Raw genomic sequence first — 17,655 nt, forward strand, 5'->3', positions numbered from 1 at the left:
CGGTTCTCGGTGGGACGATGCGGTAGTGGGGCACCTGAGTAGGTTTGGTGGTGGTTTAGTCGTCGTTGTGGGTGCGTCCGACGCTGCCGATGGCTTGGAACAGCAAGGCAGGGCGGCCGCCGAGGCTGTTGATGAATATCGCGGTGACGGACAGTGCCATGGCGACCATTGCCCAGACCGGGTAGACCAGCCCTGTCGCGGCGGCGGGGATCCCGATGCCGTTGAACACAAATGCCAGGGACACGTTTTGACGGGTCCGCCGGTAGCTGGAGCGGCTGTTCTGCTGCGCTATCAGAATGGAGCGCAGATCGTTGCGGACGATGACGACGTCGGCGGATTCCACCGCTATGTCGGTGCCACCGCCCATGGCGATTCCGACGTCGGCCTGCATCAGGGCCGGGGCGTCATTGATGCCGTCACCGACCATCGCCACACGGGTACCGCGTCCCTGGAGTTCGCGCACCAGCGCGGCTTTCTGATCCGGCAGGATACCGGCGTGGACGTCATCAATCCCGACCTGCGCTGCGACGTGGGCGGCCGCGCGGGCGTTGTCCCCGGTGGCAAGTACGGGCCGGATCCCGGCCTCTTTCATTGCGGTGACCGCTTCGACAGCGTCCGGGCGGATGTCATCACCGAGGGCAAGAACACCCTGCAGCTCTCCGTCCGCGGAGACCGCGACGACCGTGCGTCCGATGCCCTCGAGATCATCGACGGCACCGGCCAGCTGCGTCATATCCACTCCATGTTCGGTGAGGAAGCCGGGCCGTCCGACAATGACCGCCCGCCCGTCGACGCGGGCAGTGACTCCGAATCCGGTCACGGATTCAAAGTTCTGCGCGGAGGGCACAACCAGCTGGCGCTGTTCGGCGGCTTCCACCACAGCCCGGGCCAGCGGGTGCTCTGAGGGGCTTTCCGCTGCAGCGGCCAGGGCCAGTAGTTCCGCTTCATTGCCCAGGGCCTTGATTTCCCGGAGGGTGGGGCGTCCCTCGGTTAGTGTCCCGGTTTTATCTAACACGATGGTGCGTACCTGGCCGAAGGTCTGGAACGCTTCACCGGTGCGCATGATGATGCCCTGATCCGCCGCTTCACCGGCGGCACGCACTATTGCCAGGGGGGCTGCGATACCCACGGCGCAGGGGTAACCCATCACCAGGACCCCGATGCCGGCGAAAACTGCACGGCGCACATCGGGCTCACCGGTCAGGGCCCAGCTGCCCAGCAGCCATCCCAGCAGGGCGGCCGCGGCAATCAGGAGCACCGTGGGGGTGTAGACGCGCAGCACCCGGTCAACCAGGTGCAGGATCCCGGGTTTGAGTGCCCTGGCGTCTTCGACGTGGCGGACGACCTGGGAAAGGAAACTGTCCGCCCCGGTGCGGGTGACTTCCACTAGGAGGCACCCGGCGCCGTTGATGGAACCGCCGATTACCTCATCACCGGTTGAGCGTTCCGTGGGCACCGGTTCCCCGGTGACCAGAGAAAGGTCAAGAGTGGAGTGTCCTTCGGTGACCCGGCCGTCCACCGGTACCCGCTCGCCCGGGCGTATCCGCACGACGTCGCCGGTTTCGACCTGGTCGACGGGAATTTCCTCCTCACGGCCATCGCGTACCAGGCGTGCGGTGTCGGGTTGGAGTTCAAGGAGTTTCCGGACCGCCTGGCTGGAGCGGGTCTTTACCAGCAGGGACAGCCATTCGGAGAAAATATGGTAGTTCGCCACCAGTACCGTGACGGCGAAGAACGGGGCGGTTGGGTAATCGGTAAAGACCCCGGTCAGGCCGATGATGCCGCCGGCGATACCGGCGAACGCACCGATTTCCAGCAGCACGTGCTGGTTCAGGATCCGCCGCCGGGCCGCTTGGTAGGCCATCCGCAGAATATGCGGGCCGACACCGAATATCACCACCAGGGCGAGGACGCCGGTGATCCAGCCGGCTGCCGTGTCGGTGATCAGCCCTGTTTCACGGCCGGCGTAGGCCAGCGCGCCCGGAGCGATGATGGTCAGGGCACCCAGTACGGCACGGGATTTGCCGGCCGGGAGCAGGATTGCGTAACCCACCGGCACCATCAGTGCCACCACGGAGGCCGGGACCAGGATGGACCAAACCCCGGAAATCTCCAGGATCAGTGCAATAGCGGTCAAGCTCACCGCGACCGCGGCGAGCAGTCGTTTGCCCTCGCGGATCAGGTCGGCTTCCTCGTCCTCGAACGGGCGAAGCTTCCGCGGGTCGTAGAGGTCATAGCCGATTTCGCGCAGGGTACGCAGGATCTCCTGCGGCTTGATCTGCAGTGGGTCATAGTCGATCAGTGCCTGTTCGTGGGTGAGGCTGACCGCGACCTGCTCCACGCCGGCCTGCCGGCCCAGAGCCTTTTCGATCGTCCCCGTGCACAGCGAACAGTGCAGCCCCGCGATCCGGGCCCGGATCCTCGCATGGCCCTCAAGATGGCTGGGCTCCTCAGCCCACAATTCCTCGCTGCGGGTCTCGGTATCGGCACTCATCGTCCTGGACCTGGGTGCCCTGAACCGCGTTGCGCTGCCCCACTGGTGTCGTCAGGAACTGTGTAGCCGGCTGTCTCCACCCGCTCAACCAAAGTCTCACGGGTGGCAATGGCCGGGTCATAGCGCACCGTAAGTTCGCCGGTGCGGTGATCCGCGGTTGCCTCACTGACCCCGTCCAGACGTTTCAGTGCTGTTCCCAGCCGCCGCTCACAGCCGGTGCAGGTCATTCCCTCAACCCGAAGAGTCACATTCTCTGCCATGGCGATTACCTCCTATATCCGGACGGCCCGCTGCATAACCCGCAACGTAGATCCGCCCATCCGGAACCCTCGTGATTCCGTGATCAATCAAAGGTAAACCTTCCATTCGAATGGAAGGTCAAGTTAACCAGGTCAGTCGGCCCAGCGCCCGACGGGCTTGACCTTCCACCGGCAGGAAGGTTCAAGGTGGATGGATCGGCATCAGCCGGAAAGCAACCAGATTGGAAAGGACACCACATGCCGCTCATCGAGGATCAGACCAAAGAACTCATTACTCTTCTCAGCGACTGTCTGGCTACGTGTACCGCCTGCGCTCAGGATTGCGCGGACCAGGGCAACGCAGATCTGGCCGGCTGCATCAAGATGTGTTCGGACTGCGCGGATCTCTGCGGGCTGTGCATCAGGCTGCTGGCACGCGGCAGCAGCCTCACACCGGAACTGTGCCGGCTCTGCGCCGACGCCTGCGAACGGTGCGCCGAAGAATGTGAGCGCACCGGCATGGACGAATGCGCCCAGGCCTGCCGCAAGGCAGCCGAGGCCTGCCTGCAGATGATTTCAGCCTAAGCCGACTCGACCCCGGGGCAGCACCGAAGCGGTACCGGCTTTCAGCCGCACGTGCTCGATCAACCGGCACGTGCAATCCGGCACATCAGGGGAAAGCCGGTTCGCTTCGGAGACGATTTCAGTCAACTGTTCCTGCAGCTGTTCCAGCTCCCGGATGCGGCCGCCGATCCCTTCGAGCTGGGTCGTGAGGACACCGCGCACGTAGGAACACGGCGTCTCACCACGCTCGCTGAAAACACGAATTTCCTTGATTTCATCCAGTGTGATGCCAAGACTCTGAGCAGTGCGGATAAAAATCAGCCTGTCCAGGAAGGAACTGTCGTAATCGCGGTAGCCCGACCCCGTGCGTGCGGGCTCCGGCAGCACCCCGATCGACTCGTAGTAACGGATCGTCTTCGGATTCACACCGGCCATACCGGCAAGTTCACCAATTTTCATCATGCCTCCCAACCGCCAATATTACATCCGGCTGGAAGGTTTCGGGGTTTATGGCGTCCTGTTATCAGCGTTACAGACCCGCATGAGCCGGCGGTAGCTCCCGGACAGCCGCCGAGAAACCCAACCAAAGCTGCTCCCGCGCCGCGGTACTAGACCCGTTTCCTGTGGCGCCGTGAGCTCGGTGAGCAGTCGGTCCAGATCTGTCAGCTGTCATGCCAGTAGATCCCGCACATGAGCGCACGGTGTGATGGCGGCAACGCGGATCCGCAGTATGTCGCTGATCTGCGCCAGAATGCGTCCGCCAGCTAGCTGCGGCGGATGAATTCAAATTTGATCGAGCCTGCGGGATTCCATTGAAGTGGTGTGCGTCCACCCAATCCGGGAGCTACGGAACCGGGACACGACGAATGCCGCGGCCGTGAGGGCGCAGGCGGAGAGAAGGATGATGCCGGCCTGTTGCTGGTCCGCTGACGTGGAAGGACCCCATGCCCGTCCTAGCCCTGTGAACCAGTCCTGTTCGATGCCCGCCGGCCTCAGGAACCTGAGGCCGACTGCTGCAATGCCACTCAGCGCGACGCTAACGCTTACCACCTGTGGTCCACGAAATCCCGGGGATTCCCGGATGTAAACGGCGTTGACGAACAGCAGGCCGAGGGTGAGGAAAAGGATCAGCACCGTTTCGTGGGCCACGTGTTTGGAGAGGCTGAGGGCGAAAGCCGGTGTGAGGTAGAACAGGATGGTCACTGATCCCAATGCCAGCCCATAAAGGACTGGCCCGGGTTTCGTTGCGGCGCGTGCGATGGATAGGACAATTTCCTGCGGTCCGAAGCTACCGTCGGTGCGTGCCGGCAGGACGCTGAGGACAAGGCGTAATGGTGTGCCTGCCAAGAGCAGTACCGGAACCGCAAAAACCAGCGTCACCATGCTCGCGGTATGGGCGGTGAGCAGGACAGGTGCGTACACGGCCGGAGGTCCGGAGGTGATGAAAGTCAGCAGGATCAGGGCGCTGAACCAGCTCAGCAGAGGCTTACACGGCAACTCGGTACCCTTGCGCCGGGAGGCGACGTAGGCCCACACGTAGGCCAGCGCCGCGAACACCGCAGCCGTGATCCACAGCCAGTCGGGCCGCCACTGGGACAACCAAGCGAATCCATCAGGTGCGGGAGGTAGCAGGTAGCCGGTGAGCAACTGCGCCGGGGTTGACGTCGGGTCCGGTTCCAAAGGAACAGGGGAGGGGCTGCGGGCTAAGGCGACGGCGAGCCCGGCGGCACCTCCCATGAGGAGCAGCTCGACTATAAGAATCTGCCACAGCAGACGGGGGTGACCGGCGGGACTTGCCAGCTGGGGGATGATCCGGCGGCGATGAACGAGTCCCAGCAAACCCAGCAGCAGTGTCGCGACAGTCTTCGACACGAGCAGCAGACCATACGGTGAAAGCAGATTCCCCATACCCTCAATCCGGTAAAGAGAACTGATGGTTCCGGTGATTACCACGAGTGCGAAGGCCAGCCCGGCCAGGACCGAAAAACGGGTCATGACGGTCGCCGTGTCCGCGGGAGAGGATTTCCCGCTGATGGAACCGGGATCGGGGATGGCCAGGGCGGGAATGATGGCGGCCAGCACGATGATGCCCCCGGCCCAGACCGTTCCGGCGCCGATGTGTAAACCCAGGGCGTTGCTGGCCCCAATGTGGTCGGTGCTGCCTGCGGCGTGACCGATGGCGGAGGTGGCAGGGATGATGCTTGCCAGACAGAGCCCGGCGAGCATCAGCAAGCCCAAGGATGACCGAACCACCAGGACCAGCATGCTGGTCAGGACCGCGATGATGAGGATCACCAGTCGGGCCCGGCCCGCGGCGATGTCGGTCACGAACACCCCCAGCTGGGCTGTGAAGGAGGGGTCAGCGCTCAGGGGTGAGCCGGCAATATCGGCATAGGTCAGGAGAAGGACCACCGCTGCCGCTGGCACCCACACCACCGCGGCAACGGATGCCACCGTGATCGCACGCAGGAACGCCGGATGATCCGCATCTCCTGGGCGCCTGGTGGTCCCCGGCTGATGGTGCTCGTTACTGTGAATCCTGCGCGGAACGATTAGGGCGGCGAAAACCAGTGCACCTACCACTGCGGCCAAAGCCAGGTGATGTACGGCCAGAACGGCTGGAAGACCCCACCGGGCCACGGCTCCCGGGTCCCCGAGCACACGCACTTGGGCTGCACCAGAAAGGGCCACGCCGGCGACTGCCAGCAGAACGGCCGTCGCGAAACTGCCGGCGATCCACACCGCCGCCGCGTTGCGTCGCGGCCTCTGACGTCTTGTCACAAAAAAGCCCTTCCGCTCGGAAACGGCGTTAGACGGTAAAGCTGATCCGGCGGGTATAGCTATGGTGCAGGGCTTCCGGGGCGATACTGCTGCGGAAACCCTGCACCACACACTGTTAGAGCCAGGCGGCAGGGTCTACTGTCTGGCCATTGACGACGACTTCAAAATGCAGGTGGCAGCCGGTGGAGTTACCGGTGGAACCGGCCACCCCGATCGGTGCTCCACTTCCCACAGATTGGTTCAGCTGAATGCCGATGGTTTCAAGGTGGTTGTACGTGGTTTGAAGACCGTTTCCGTGATCGATGACAATCCGGTTGCCGCCTCCGTAGGCGCTGAACCCGGCTTCGATGACCGTTCCGGCTGCCGAACTCAGGACGGGGGTGCCGCACCCGGCCGCGAAATCAAGGCCCGTATGGAGTTCTCCTCCACGGTAACCAAACGGCGAGTTCACCGACGCGTTTGCTAACGGCAAACTCAGCCGGCTCACCGGCGCCGGTGCTGTGGACACGGCTGCAAGCACCATCCTAGGTGCAGGTGCAGGTGCAGGTGCAGGTGCAGGCACGGGTGGTGCTGCGGGTGCTGGGGCTGGTGGGGGTGCCGGTAACGCCTGAACACTCAAAGCCTGCACGGCGGGTGCTGCGGGAGCAGGACCGCCGACGGCCACATCACCGGTCAGGTTGATGACGTCGCCTGGATAGATGATGGTGCTCTGATTCATCTGGTTGAGGGAGAACACGGTGCCTAGCTCGACACCGTACTGGCCGGAGATGATTCCCAAGGTGTCACCGGAAACGACCGTGTGCGTGGCCGGCGTCGGGGTGTCTGCATCGCCGCTTACGCTGACAATATCGCCGGGGTAGATGATGGTGGTCTGGTTCATTTCGTTGAGGGAGAACACGGTGCCCAGCTCGACACCGTACCGGCCGGAGATGGCTCCTAGGGTGTCACCGGAGACGACCGTGTGCGTGGCCGGTTCTCCTGCCTGGTGAAGTTCCTCGGCTGTGTCGACGGCGTTGGCCGGCAGGCCGCCACTGAGCAGTAGCGCTGAAGCAGCGGTAACAACGGCTGTGGACCGGCCGATGCTCCCGGCATGTGAAACGACCCGCGCCGGGTGGCGGCGGACAGGATTGGCGCGGTGGCGCGCCGGATGATGGTTCTTAGACAAAAATTGGCCTCTCCCAATGCCGGCGAAGTTGGCTGTCGGACTCGGATGGGATCATCCGGACGCTGAATATCGTCGAAAACATTCATTCAGCGGCTTAGCCCCTAGGGCTTCTCGCGAAGCCCGCTGTTGGTTCCCCCGCTCCTGCCTGATGATCTGCTGCGGACGGCCTCGGGACAGCGGCAGGATTAGGTAATCTGTCCAACGGGCAAACACCTCTGATGGTGTTTCACCGTCCAGTATTGACCTTCCCCATAGGGCAAGGTCAATACTGGACGGAGAGCACGGCCAACCCAGTGCCTCCAGAGCCTCACCTAAAAGTCCGCCGCCTTCGAAGGGATCACCCTTGTCAACCATTAAGCAGAAGAGTGAGCAAGAGAGTGAGCAGAAACAGGGAAACAAGACGGCGCTGGTCGTTGCCGGGTTTGTGTTGCTTCATGTGCTCTGCTGTGGGCTGCCGTTACTGATCGCTGCCGGAGCCCTCGGCGCAACGGGATCACTGCTGGGCAATCCATGGCTGATCACGGCCGCAGTAGTCTTGGCCCTCGGCGTGCTGGTCTGGGTTTTCCGGCGCCGCGCTTCCGGGAAAACGGACGACGGTGATTGCTGCGTTCCACCAGGTACGCCTGGGCGGGATCAGATCCAAAACCAGACCGGGCAGGGTCCGCGCGGCAGATGACACGCCCAGACGGCATCCGTGCTGGGCCCTATAGCAGAGATCGGAGTAGCAGAGATCGGAAGAGCCCATGGTGGCTGACAGGGATGGTGTTGATACTCGTCACCGCAGCGGTCGGGACCCTGTCGGTGTCGCTGCTTTCCTCTGAAGTTGAGCAACGGGTCACGCCTGGAGCTGCCGTGGTGGGAGGGGACTTCATGGCCCGCACCGTGGAGGGAACACAGGTTCCGATTCCGGGATCTCAGCCCAGCGTGCTGTTTTTCTTCTCCATTGATTGCGGTGCCTGCGGGCCGGCAACGAACGTCCTTGCCGAGCTGCAGCGGGAGTCACCGGACGAAGCAAATTATGTTGCCGTCGATATTGCACCCTACGAAACCGTCGAGGAAATCGAAGCGTTCCTGGGCGAAAATGATGCCTCATCTTTGGCCTTCGCCACCGACCTGAACGCCCGTTTGATCACCGCCTACCAGATCAGCCAGGTAAGCACGGCCGTCGTTCTGGACGCCACGGGTAGTGAAGTGTTCCGCACCGTAGATCCAAGCGCTGCACAGCTCCGAACAGCCCTGATTGCAGCAGGCACGCAATAGCGCATCAAATATCAAGGCCCGGGACCGGCGTCCGACATCTCACCACAAGGGAAGTGACGGCTTCCAGGCAGCCTGCCTCTAGTCAGCGTCAGCCAGGCTTGACCTTCCCCCGCGGGGAAAGGTTGATGATGGGTTGAGTAGGAATTTTGGTGTTGCTGTTTGCGCCTGGTGATCAACCGGTGCCGGGCGGCGCGGAACCTTGGAAGGATTAACATGCCCATTGATGCGAAGAACGACAAACGCTCCGGCCTGATGCCGAGAACGACGGGCGGTGGCTGCGCTCCCTCGGGATCGGGCCAGGTCCCGCCCTGGGGTTCCGCTGTCTTGCTGGAAACGATGCCCTCCGATGCCGACCGGCACAATGATGGTCTCTCTGACCGTCCGGCTTCGCTGGCATCGAGGACCCGCGCATGACCGGGGCGCTGGGTCTGGCCTTTTTGACCGGGATGCTTGCGACCGTTAATCCGTGCGGGTTTGCGATGCTTCCGACGTATCTGGCGTATTTCATTGGTTCCGGCCCAGGCAGCGGACCCAAGCGACCGCTTCTGGCAGGGCTTCGGGCAGGTATTGCGCTGAGCGCCGGATTCGGCACGGTTTTTGTGACAGCCGGGCTGCTCGTTGCGGTGGGACTACGCTCGATTGCTTCGGCGCTGCCCTGGGCCGCGGTGGTCATCGGCGCCGTGATCGTCATCGCCGGGCTGGGAATGATCGTCGGGTGGCAACTGCCGGGCACCCGGCTGAACCTGAACCGGTTCTTCAAAACGGACGGAACCGCCTCGGGGCTCAAAGGCGTATTCGGTTACGGTGTGGCCTAAGCGGTGGCCGCTCTTTCCTGCAGCCTGGCCCTCCTGCTGGCCGTCGTCGCGCAGGCCGTGTCCACGGGAAGCCTGCTCGGGCTGCTGGCAGTCTTCGCCGCCTACGCTTTGGGCTCATCGGTAGTACTGATTCTGTTGTCTCTGGGCGCTGCGGTGGCCCGCGATGCCCTGGCCCGCCACGTCCGCCGGCTGCTGCCCTACATTAACCGGCTCGGCGGGGCGGCCCTGGTCCTGGCCGGAATATATCTGCTGCTCTACTGGGTGCCAGCTCTGAGCGGCGGGCAGGCCGGCGGGATCATGGGGTCGGTTATCACTGCAGCCAGTGTCGGACTGTCCGGTTTCATCACGGACACCTGGCCGGTGATCACGGCAATGACCGTGGCCGCAATCCTCGCGGTGCTGGCTTTTTCCCGTGGACGCCGCAACAAAGCCAAGGCCCCGGACGCGGATCCGGCAGACGGATCGGATCGCAGCGACGCGATTGACACCCACAACAGCGCGGACTCGTGCTGTGCCCCTGGAACCACGGAACCACTAAATGATCGCAACCAACAGCAAGGAACCCCATGACCGCCACCAAAAACCGTCGGCGCATCCTGATCATTACCGCGTTCGCCGCGGTCGTGGCCGTTGTGGTAATTCTTGCCGGCATAGCGCTGAACCGCGGCGCAGGAGCCGACACCGCTGCTGCTGGCGGAACGAGCGTGGACCGGATCGAACTCACCTCCACGGAAGGCGAACCGATCACCGTGCCCGCAGAGCGTCCCACAGTCCTGTATTTCATGGCGAGCTGGTGCTTCACCTGCATTCCGCAGGCGGAAGCGATGAAGGAACTGGAGTCCGAGTACGCCGACCAGGCTGACTTCGTGGGAGTCGATGTGACCCCGGGAAACACGAAAACCCAGGTCGACGAGTTCCGTGAACTGGCAGGCTTCCCCGAGCATCCCTACGTCGTCGACGAAACAGGTGAACTGTCTAAGAAGTACGAGATCGTTTCCCTGGATTCCACCGTGGTCATCGCCCCGGATGGCGAAGTCCTCGGACGCGCCGACGCGCAACCAATGAAAGCCGAAGCCCTGCGGGAATTCCTCGACGAAACACTCCCTTAGACGATTCAGTTCCAGGCCTGTCCGGCCCGCCCCGGGGCAAGGTGGAGTGGAAGGCACGGACGGGACCTGGCCGGCTGTGGTGAGCAACTGGCACCCGGAATCCTTGACCTTCCCCCGAAGGGGAAGGTGCAGACTGGGTGTAGCCCCCAAACCGAAGATCACCCACCGGCCACGGCCGGTGCGTTCCAGATAAGAATTGTGGAGAATTTCATGCCTGAGGCAGTACCGGATTTTGATTTAGCCGTCATCGGTTCAGGCGGCGGCGCCTTCGCTGCCGCCATCAGGGCAACCAATCTCGGCAAACGGGTGGTCATGATCGAGCGCGGAACGGTGGGCGGGACCTGCGTAAACACCGGCTGCGTACCCTCAAAAGCTTTGCTGGCCGCCGCCGAAGCGCGTCACACCGCCCAGGATTCGGGTAGGTTCCCCGGCATCACCACCACCGCTGAACCGGTGGACATGACCGGGCTCATCGGGGGTAAGCGGTCCCTGGTGGAAAACATGCGCTCCGAAAAGTACGTGGACCTGATCGGCGAATACGGGTGGGAACTGCGCCAGGGCAATGCCGTATTCGCCGGTGACGCCGCGGAACCGGTGCTGGAGGTCACCGCAACGGATGGAACCCGGGAAACAATCACGGCCGCCCACTATTTGGTGGCCACCGGATCAGCGCCTTGGGCGCCGCCCATCGAAGGGCTGGACGGGGTGGATTATCTGACGTCCACCACGGCCATGGAACTCGACGAGGTGCCCGAGTCTTTGCTGGTCATCGGTGGCGGCTATGTGGCTCTGGAACAGGCGCAGCTTTTCGCCCGGCTCGGTTCGAAAGTGACGATGCTGGTGCGCTCCCGCCTGGCCTCTGCGGAGGAACCCGATGCATCCCGGGCGTTGATGAGTGTTTTCGCTGATGAAGGCATCCGGGTCATCCGCCGGGCCACCCTCTCCTCGATCACTACGGACGCCACCGGCGGGATTGTGGCCCAGGCGGCGATCGCCGGCGGGCAGGAAGAAATCCGGGCCGCGAAACTGCTGGTCGCAACGGGCCGGCGCCCAGTCACCGACGGCCTGAACCTGGCAGGAGTGGGCGTCAAAACCGGGGACAAGGGTGAAGTCCTGGTGCGGGACACGCTGATCAGCTCGAATCCGCGGATCTGGGCTGCCGGCGATGTCACCGGGCACCCCGAGTTCGTGTATGTGGCTGCCTCCCACGGCACGTTGATGGTCGAGAACGCCTTTAACAACGCAGGACGTGAAGTGGACTACCGGTACCTGCCTCGGGTGACGTTTACCGGGCCGACCCTGGCCGCGGTGGGAATGACTGACAAACAGGCCCGGGACGCGGGCATCATCTGTGAGTGCCGGGTCCTGCCGCTGGAATACGTGCCCCGGGCACTGGTCAACAGGGACACCCGCGGATTCATCAAAATCGTTGCTGAAGCCGACACCGGGCGGATCCTGGGCATCACCGCTGTCGCCAAGGAAGCCGGCGACATCGCCGCAGCCGGGGTCTATATTCTCCAGGCCGAGATGACCGTGGATCAGGTCGCGAACCTGTGGAGCCCGTACCTGACGATGGCCGAAGGCATCAAAATCGCCGCCCAATCCTTCAACACCGACGTCTCCCGGCTCTCCTGCTGCGCCTCCTGACCTTGCAGGCCAACAACCATGACCACTGAAAGGAACAGTTCCGTGACGGACAGCATCAGTCAGGTAACCGACCGGCTTGCCTCCACCGAAACAGGGATGCAGCCCTGGCTGTGGTTGCCGCTGCTGAAACTCCTCGCCCAAGGCGACCCGGTCGACGTAGTGGATCTCGCCGTAGCCACCGGACGCCCCGTCGATGAAGTCCGCACCGCTTTGGACGCCATGGCTGACACCGAGTATGACGGGTCCGGGCGGATCATCGGGCAGGGCTTGACTCAGCGTCCCACCCAGCACCGCTTCGAAGTGGACGGCGAACAGCTCTACACCTGGTGCGCACTGGACACCCTGATCTTCCCCACCCTCCTGGGCGCGACGGCGCGGATTGAATCCGCTTATAGGGCCACCGGTACGCCGGTGAGGGTAACGGTGGATAACACCGGCTTTACCGGCGTCGAGCCGGCCACCGCCGTCGTCTCACTCGTGAATCCGGACGATATGAGCTCCGTGCGTTCGTCCTTCTGTAACCAGGTCCACTTTTTCGCCTCACCCGAAGAAGCCGCGCCCTGGCTCGACACCCATCCCGGAGGCACCGTGATACCTGTCGAGGAAGCCTACCGGCTTGGCTCTTCCATGGCGGAGAAGATGCTCGCCCACACACCAGCACCCACCCCGGATCAGCAGGAGAGCGGGGCGCAAAGCTGCCGCTGCTGAGCCAAGACCCTATCCCGTCCTGCTCTGGCGTAGCCCACGCAACAAGCAGCGGTGTGCGACGCCGGATAGGTGATGGTACGAAATATTCGACGACAGAGAGATCCACCGAACCTGAAGGAGATCCAAGATGAGCGAGCACTTCGATGTTGCGGTAATTGGTATGGGACCGGGCGGTGAGGTTGCTGCGGACCGTCTTCTCAAAGCAGGAAAAAAGGTTGCGGTTTTTGAACGCGAACTGATTGGTGGGGAGTGCGCCTATTGGGCGTGCATTCCGTCCAAGACTGTGCTGCGGCCGCCGGAAGCGCGCACGGAAGTGCAACGGGCCGCCGGGGTTTCCGGCGCGGAACTGGACTGGACCGAAACCTCGAAGTATCGGGATTATATGATCCGCAATCTCGACGACCAATCCCAAATTGAGGGGTATGAGAAAGAGGGTGCGGTGGTTCTCAAAGAGGAGGCCCGGATTACCGGGCCGGGCCGGATCCAGGCGGGCGCCCAGGAAATCACGGCCGACCATATCGTCATCGCCACCGGCACCGAAGCGGTGATCCCACCGTTGGAAGGCATCGAAAACATTACGGCGTGGACCAACCGCGAAACCTACACCGCCAGCACTGTTCCGGAGCGAGCGGTGATTATCGGCGGCAGTGCGGTTGGTGTTGAAACGGCGACGTTCCTGGCCCGCTTCGGAGTCAAGGTCACCCTCATCCACCGCGGGAAACGGTTGATCGACCGGGAAGAGGCCCGGGTCGGTGAATTGGCCCACCAGTACCTGCAGGAAGCCGGCATCGACATCCGCTTGAGCACGTCCGCTGCCCGGGCACGACGTGAAGGCGCCGACAGCGTCATCGAACTGGTGACCAGCGAAGGGGAACCTGGCGGTGACGTGGCAGCTGACGTCGTGATCTTCGGCACCGGGCGCAAACCCCGCACCAAAGGGCTCGGATTCGAACACGCCGGGGTACAGTTCGGCGACCGCAGCGAAGTGCTGGTCGATGAGCATTGCCAGGCCGGCGACAACACCTGGGCCATCGGCGACGTCACTGGCATCATGCCCTTCACACACGTCGCGAAATACCAGGGCCGGATCGTTGCGGATGCCATTCTCGGGCGGCCCCACCCGGCCACCTATGACGGGATACCACGGGTGATATTTGCTGACCCTGAAATCGCCGCCGCCGGCCTGACCCACGACCAGGCCGAACACCACGGGATCCGCACCGCCGCCACCGAACTTGACCTCGCCAAAGCCATCGCACGCCCGTGGACTTACGAACAGGACCCGCGCGGGCACCTGGGATTACTCGCCGATGCCGATCGGAAGATTCTCATCGGAGCGTGGGCGGTGGGACCGATGGCCGGAGAATGGATCCATCATGCCTCTCTGGCGATCCGCGCGCAGCTGCCCATCGACACCCTCCTGGACCAGGTGGCACAGTTCCCCACCTACCACGAGGCCTACCAGGCAGCCCTGGAGAAACTCGACCTCCGGTAGCGTCCGGGATGAAACCTGAGCGCGGTTCGCCGTAGGACCGGGCAACAAGATCAACGCGAAAGCTTGTCACGACGACCTTCCACTACAATGGAAGGTTAGAGGAAAGTACCACCAGGATGAGGTGAATCATGCGTATCGGCGAAGTTGCAGCGTCCTCCGGCGTGACGACCAAGGCCCTCAGATTTTATGAGGAGCGAGGGCTTCTGCCCCAGGCTGACCGCTCGACCAACGGGTATCGGGATTACCCGCAGGAAACCCTTGGCAGGATCGAGTTCATCCGGCGCAGCCAGGTCGCAGGCCTTGCCCTGTCTGAAATTCGTGGCATTCTCCGTATCAGGGATGCGGGGGAGGCGCCCTGTGGTCACGTACGGGATCAGTTATCTGAACACCTCAGAAACCTTGACAGGCAGATCGCTGAGCTCACCGCGCTGCGGGAATCCGTTGCCGGTTTTTACGAAACCGCCGCGGCAGGTGACCCCAATCAGTGCAACGCTGAACGTATCTGCAGCTACCTCTAGACGGGTCCGCCCAGACCCGCTGAGTTGATCAATCCGGACTGTAGATCAGAATCTTGTTTGAGGTAACGACAATTGAGCTGTCACGGGTCCCGCCGGTGTGGACGGAGGACAGTCAGAACCACGTTTCTCATTCGGGGGCGGGTTCGGTGGATGCTTCCGAAGCGGACTGTGCTGCTGGCCGACGGTTGTTACGGCGGCGGGTTGCGGCCGCATTGTTCTCCAGCCCGAGCTTCTTAAGCTCGTCACCACTCCACCCGTCCCTGGTGGCCCGGACGTGATCGCGCTTGTCGTCCTTTCAGCTTTGACCACTACCACCCCGGAGACTTCGAGTCCGGAACCGGACCAACAGAACCAGAGCGACGGTGTATAAAGCATCGCTACGAGAATGGTGCGAGCCTACCGCCGCATATGGTCCGGGGCTGTTGGAGTAGCGAAGCCATCAAGATTAGGGTGCGCCCAAAATTCGCGGAAGGTTAGTTTAATTGATTTTTTTGCATCAATGGTTGCGATGAGACAGACCAGATACTGAACATGTCTCATGCCCACATATCTGACATATCCGAGTAGAAGTCCCATACTCGCAAACGGTAGCCCTTGGGTGTGTCATTCCTCTTCGAGGAGTCGTGAGATCGGCCAAGTGGGACGGGGTTGATAGGACAGTCAGAGACGAAATACTCGAAAAAGGGAGTCGCTTTTGATGTGTACTACCGAACTGGAGCTTGCCGGACGGAAGAACTATCCGCCTCCCGATTCCTCAGCATCTGTTTCGGGCCTGGGCTTCTTCGCCCATAGCTCGCTCCCTAGGAGGGTGGTGGAGCCTATGTCGACCAAACCAGAGTCGTATTTGCGGAGGGCATCATAAGTCTTGCGCATGTCGCCGCGGTCAGTGATCAGGCCGAGCACTATTGCCTTGCTAAGTATCAGCGCCGTATCGATAACCTTGATTCCGAACTTCGACGCTAACCGTTGACCGCGGTGCTCATCGATGACGACAAGGACGGATTCACCCCGTTCCTTGCGGACCATAGCGTGAGCTATGACCATGATTTCACCGAGGTCGCTGCTTTCCGTAAGCCGTTGAGCCAGGGGCATGCCCGTGAGCTTTTTGACAGCAATAGATAGCGCTTTGGCATTGTCGGCGTCCAGCCTTGAGTCGAGGATTCCAACATGATCATGCTCAGTCAGCAACTGCCAGTTCTTGACCGTGGTCAAGGGGAAATCCCGGCGGTTGGAGCCTCGTTTAGCAACTTCGTCGTCGACGACATCAGGAACGTAGAGCTTACTGGACGCAGACTGCAGCACGTCGATAAGCAGTCGCTGCTTGGACGCGGCGCAGAAAGTGATGCATGGTCCGGCATCTAGTATCGTCAGGCCGGCAGCCACCGGGTCAGGCCGGCCCGAAGTCGTCAAGGTCGGCCCAGGCCACTTCAATGGTTTCAGGCTTGATGCAGGCCTGCTCAAGTTCCGCTAGCTGCACCTTAGGATCGACCCCACTGACCGCCGCAAGACCCTGAACGGATACAAGATTCCGGATGTACCCCTCGGTGGTGTTTTCGATTAGCCGCTGAGGGGGGCGAGGGGTACTGCTCTCCGCTGCCATCGCCCGGTAGTCACCGATCCATCCGTACCTCAGGGCTAAACTGCGTGCTGATTCGCTCCGTTCAGCTTTCTGCGCGGCAGTGATCCACCCGTCCGAGTGCATCTGGATCATGGCGATGGCTGGTGACACCTGGAAGTGGTGCACGACAGAGGAGATGTGTCGGGGATTGAGGTCCCCTCGGACAGCGTTCAAATCTTCGAGGAATCCGGCTACGCCCTCTACGGGGGCCAGTAGATGACGTGCAAAGGTATCAGCGCGGGTTTCTTCCGGCGTCCGTGACGACGGATCGTGCCGCAATCCTGCCTCGTAATCGGCGAAAACTATATGCCCAAGTTCATGGCCCATCGATGACCTCTGGCGTTCAGGGACACCTGTGGTGGCAACGCCGATGATGGATTTCTTGCGCAACGGATCGGTGATGACCATGCCGTCCATCCCGTCCGGCATGTCCAAGATGGCGATGTCAACGCCGGGCGCCACCAACCCGATGAGCTCGTGAAGGTCAGGGATCGGCCCGGAGCCAAAACCATGTTCACGGCGAATCTTCATAGCGGCCAGGCACGCCGCCTGCTCACTTCCCCCAACGCAGGCAGGAACGACCAGAGGTTCTTCGGACATTACGCCCCGATGCCGTGCAGCGCCAAGTACTCGTCCATCTCCAGAAACTGAGTCAGCCGCAATCTAACTGCAGCGGCATCGGCCGTGGAAGCGTTGGCCCGACTGGCAACGAGCACCCTATCCCGGACGGGATTCTCATCCAGGATCGCCTCAACTGGGCAGCCCAGAGCCCAGGCGATGGAGATGACTTCGTCCAAGCGGGCGGGACGACTCCCGTTCTCAATACGGCACAGGGTCGATTGTGAGATGCCAGTGGCGACCTCCAACTCCCGCTGGTTCATGCCCGCTTCGTCACGCCGCTCAGCTATCCGGCGGCCAACATCTACTGCCATGACAATTCCCATCGTTGAATCAAGCTTGCGAGTCTTGATTCAATCATAGCTGTTCATGTGATCTCATACGCGATTGCCGGCTGTGGATCTGGCTCAGGCGACGCGGATACCGAAACGATGCGCGGCCGCGAGTAGGTCAAGGTTGGATCCCTGGATCTCGGCGCCGCTACTGGGGCTCATTAGGTTCTAGCAACTGCCAGGGCGCGGCCAGTGGGCCCATCTGTATCCGCGGCCAACATTGCTGGCGTACCGGATGCCGAGCGGATGGCCTTTATCGTCTAGGAGCTGGGCCCTGATCCAGGTGGCCACG

General features: G+C 62.2%; 19 protein-coding genes. 11 read left to right on the plus strand and 8 right to left on the minus strand.

Annotated elements, in window-relative coordinates:
* Nucleotides 1-55: 55 nt before the first annotated feature.
* Nucleotides 56-2,494, minus strand: a complete 2,439-nt coding sequence (locus ACX80G_RS15300; RefSeq protein ID WP_459308706.1) for a heavy metal translocating P-type ATPase — start codon at nt 2,492-2,494, stop codon at nt 56-58.
* Nucleotides 2,491-2,754: a heavy-metal-associated domain-containing protein gene (locus ACX80G_RS15305; RefSeq protein WP_459308708.1), complete on the minus strand. Its 264-nt coding sequence runs from the start codon at nt 2,752-2,754 to the stop codon at nt 2,491-2,493. Before ACX80G_RS15305 ends, ACX80G_RS15300 begins: the two co-directional genes overlap by 4 nt.
* Nucleotides 2,755-2,991: 237 nt before the next feature.
* On the opposite strand from ACX80G_RS15305, the gene ACX80G_RS15310 reads away from it, so the two are divergent.
* The gene (locus ACX80G_RS15310; RefSeq protein WP_459308710.1) at nt 2,992-3,318 is read left to right on the plus strand and encodes a four-helix bundle copper-binding protein; all 327 of its coding nucleotides are present in this window, start codon (nt 2,992-2,994) and stop codon (nt 3,316-3,318) included.
* On the opposite strand, the gene ACX80G_RS15315 is transcribed toward ACX80G_RS15310, so the two are convergent.
* The 3 genes from ACX80G_RS15315 to ACX80G_RS15325 all read right to left on the minus strand — a co-directional run bounded on the left by ACX80G_RS15315 (nt 3,310) and on the right by ACX80G_RS15325 (nt 7,243).
* Nucleotides 3,310-3,759: a heavy metal-responsive transcriptional regulator gene (locus ACX80G_RS15315; protein ID WP_459308712.1), complete on the minus strand. Its 450-nt coding sequence runs from the start codon at nt 3,757-3,759 to the stop codon at nt 3,310-3,312. The two genes, ACX80G_RS15310 and ACX80G_RS15315, sit on opposite strands and share 9 nt — an antisense overlap.
* 321 nt (nt 3,760-4,080) lie before the next feature.
* Entirely contained in the window at nt 4,081-6,078 is a 1,998-nt protein-coding gene (locus tag ACX80G_RS15320; protein WP_459308714.1) for a bifunctional copper resistance protein CopD/cytochrome c oxidase assembly protein, read from the minus strand.
* A 115-nt stretch (nt 6,079-6,193) separates the two neighbouring features.
* The gene (locus tag ACX80G_RS15325) at nt 6,194-7,243 is read right to left on the minus strand and encodes a LysM peptidoglycan-binding domain-containing M23 family metallopeptidase (protein WP_459308716.1); all 1,050 of its coding nucleotides are present in this window, start codon (nt 7,241-7,243) and stop codon (nt 6,194-6,196) included.
* Nucleotides 7,244-7,586: 343 nt separating this feature from the next.
* On the opposite strand from ACX80G_RS15325, the gene merT reads away from it, so the two are divergent.
* From merT to ACX80G_RS15375, 10 genes are all read left to right on the plus strand, one after another.
* Nucleotides 7,587-7,919 carry a mercuric ion transporter MerT gene (merT, locus tag ACX80G_RS15330; RefSeq protein ID WP_459308717.1) on the plus strand — a complete coding sequence of 111 codons (333 nt, stop codon included), beginning with the start codon at nt 7,587-7,589 and terminating at the stop codon, nt 7,917-7,919.
* Nucleotides 7,920-8,002: 83 nt separating this feature from the next.
* A complete protein-coding gene (locus ACX80G_RS15335; RefSeq protein WP_459308719.1) occupies nt 8,003-8,503 on the plus strand; it encodes a thioredoxin-like domain-containing protein in 501 nt (166 codons plus the stop codon).
* A 213-nt stretch (nt 8,504-8,716) separates the two neighbouring features.
* Complete coding sequence (locus ACX80G_RS15340; protein ID WP_459308720.1) at nt 8,717-8,917, plus strand: hypothetical protein; 201 nt, start codon at nt 8,717-8,719, stop codon at nt 8,915-8,917.
* A complete protein-coding gene (locus tag ACX80G_RS15345) occupies nt 8,914-9,318 on the plus strand; it encodes a cytochrome c biogenesis CcdA family protein (protein WP_459308722.1) in 405 nt (134 codons plus the stop codon). The genes ACX80G_RS15340 and ACX80G_RS15345 overlap by 4 nt, the downstream gene beginning before the upstream one ends.
* Nucleotides 9,319-9,321: 3 nt before the next feature.
* Nucleotides 9,322-9,888, plus strand: a complete 567-nt coding sequence (locus ACX80G_RS15350) for a cytochrome C biosynthesis protein (protein ID WP_459308723.1) — start codon at nt 9,322-9,324, stop codon at nt 9,886-9,888.
* Nucleotides 9,885-10,427 carry a peroxiredoxin family protein gene (locus ACX80G_RS15355; protein WP_459308724.1) on the plus strand — a complete coding sequence of 181 codons (543 nt, stop codon included), beginning with the start codon at nt 9,885-9,887 and terminating at the stop codon, nt 10,425-10,427. Before ACX80G_RS15350 ends, ACX80G_RS15355 begins: the two co-directional genes overlap by 4 nt.
* A 210-nt stretch (nt 10,428-10,637) precedes the next feature.
* Nucleotides 10,638-12,074 carry a mercury(II) reductase gene (gene merA, locus ACX80G_RS15360; RefSeq protein ID WP_459308725.1) on the plus strand — a complete coding sequence of 479 codons (1,437 nt, stop codon included), beginning with the start codon at nt 10,638-10,640 and terminating at the stop codon, nt 12,072-12,074.
* Nucleotides 12,075-12,116: 42 nt separating this feature from the next.
* Nucleotides 12,117-12,782, plus strand: coding sequence for an organomercurial lyase MerB (gene merB / locus ACX80G_RS15365; RefSeq protein WP_459308727.1), 666 nt, complete (start codon nt 12,117-12,119; stop codon nt 12,780-12,782).
* A gap of 127 nt (nt 12,783-12,909) precedes the next feature.
* Nucleotides 12,910-14,277: a dihydrolipoyl dehydrogenase family protein gene (locus tag ACX80G_RS15370; RefSeq protein WP_459308728.1), complete on the plus strand. Its 1,368-nt coding sequence runs from the start codon at nt 12,910-12,912 to the stop codon at nt 14,275-14,277.
* Between the two features lie 128 nt (nt 14,278-14,405).
* The gene (locus ACX80G_RS15375; protein ID WP_459308730.1) at nt 14,406-14,795 is read left to right on the plus strand and encodes a heavy metal-responsive transcriptional regulator; all 390 of its coding nucleotides are present in this window, start codon (nt 14,406-14,408) and stop codon (nt 14,793-14,795) included.
* Nucleotides 14,796-15,530: 735 nt separating this feature from the next.
* Here the strand turns inward: ACX80G_RS15375 and ACX80G_RS15380 are convergent.
* Genes ACX80G_RS15380 through relB form a run of 3 tightly spaced genes read right to left on the minus strand, consistent with a single transcriptional unit; the run spans nt 15,531 to nt 17,345 of the window.
* The gene (locus ACX80G_RS15380; protein ID WP_459308732.1) at nt 15,531-16,178 is read right to left on the minus strand and encodes a PIN domain-containing protein; all 648 of its coding nucleotides are present in this window, start codon (nt 16,176-16,178) and stop codon (nt 15,531-15,533) included.
* Nucleotides 16,179-16,182: 4 nt separating this feature from the next.
* Nucleotides 16,183-17,013 carry an ImmA/IrrE family metallo-endopeptidase gene (locus ACX80G_RS15385; protein ID WP_459308734.1) on the minus strand — a complete coding sequence of 277 codons (831 nt, stop codon included), beginning with the start codon at nt 17,011-17,013 and terminating at the stop codon, nt 16,183-16,185.
* Complete coding sequence (gene relB / locus ACX80G_RS15390; RefSeq protein WP_459308736.1) at nt 17,013-17,345, minus strand: type II toxin-antitoxin system RelB family anti-toxin; 333 nt, start codon at nt 17,343-17,345, stop codon at nt 17,013-17,015. The genes ACX80G_RS15385 and relB overlap by 1 nt, the downstream gene beginning before the upstream one ends.
* Nucleotides 17,346-17,655 lie beyond the last annotated feature (310 nt).

Source organism: Arthrobacter glycogeni (genome assembly GCF_054510815.1).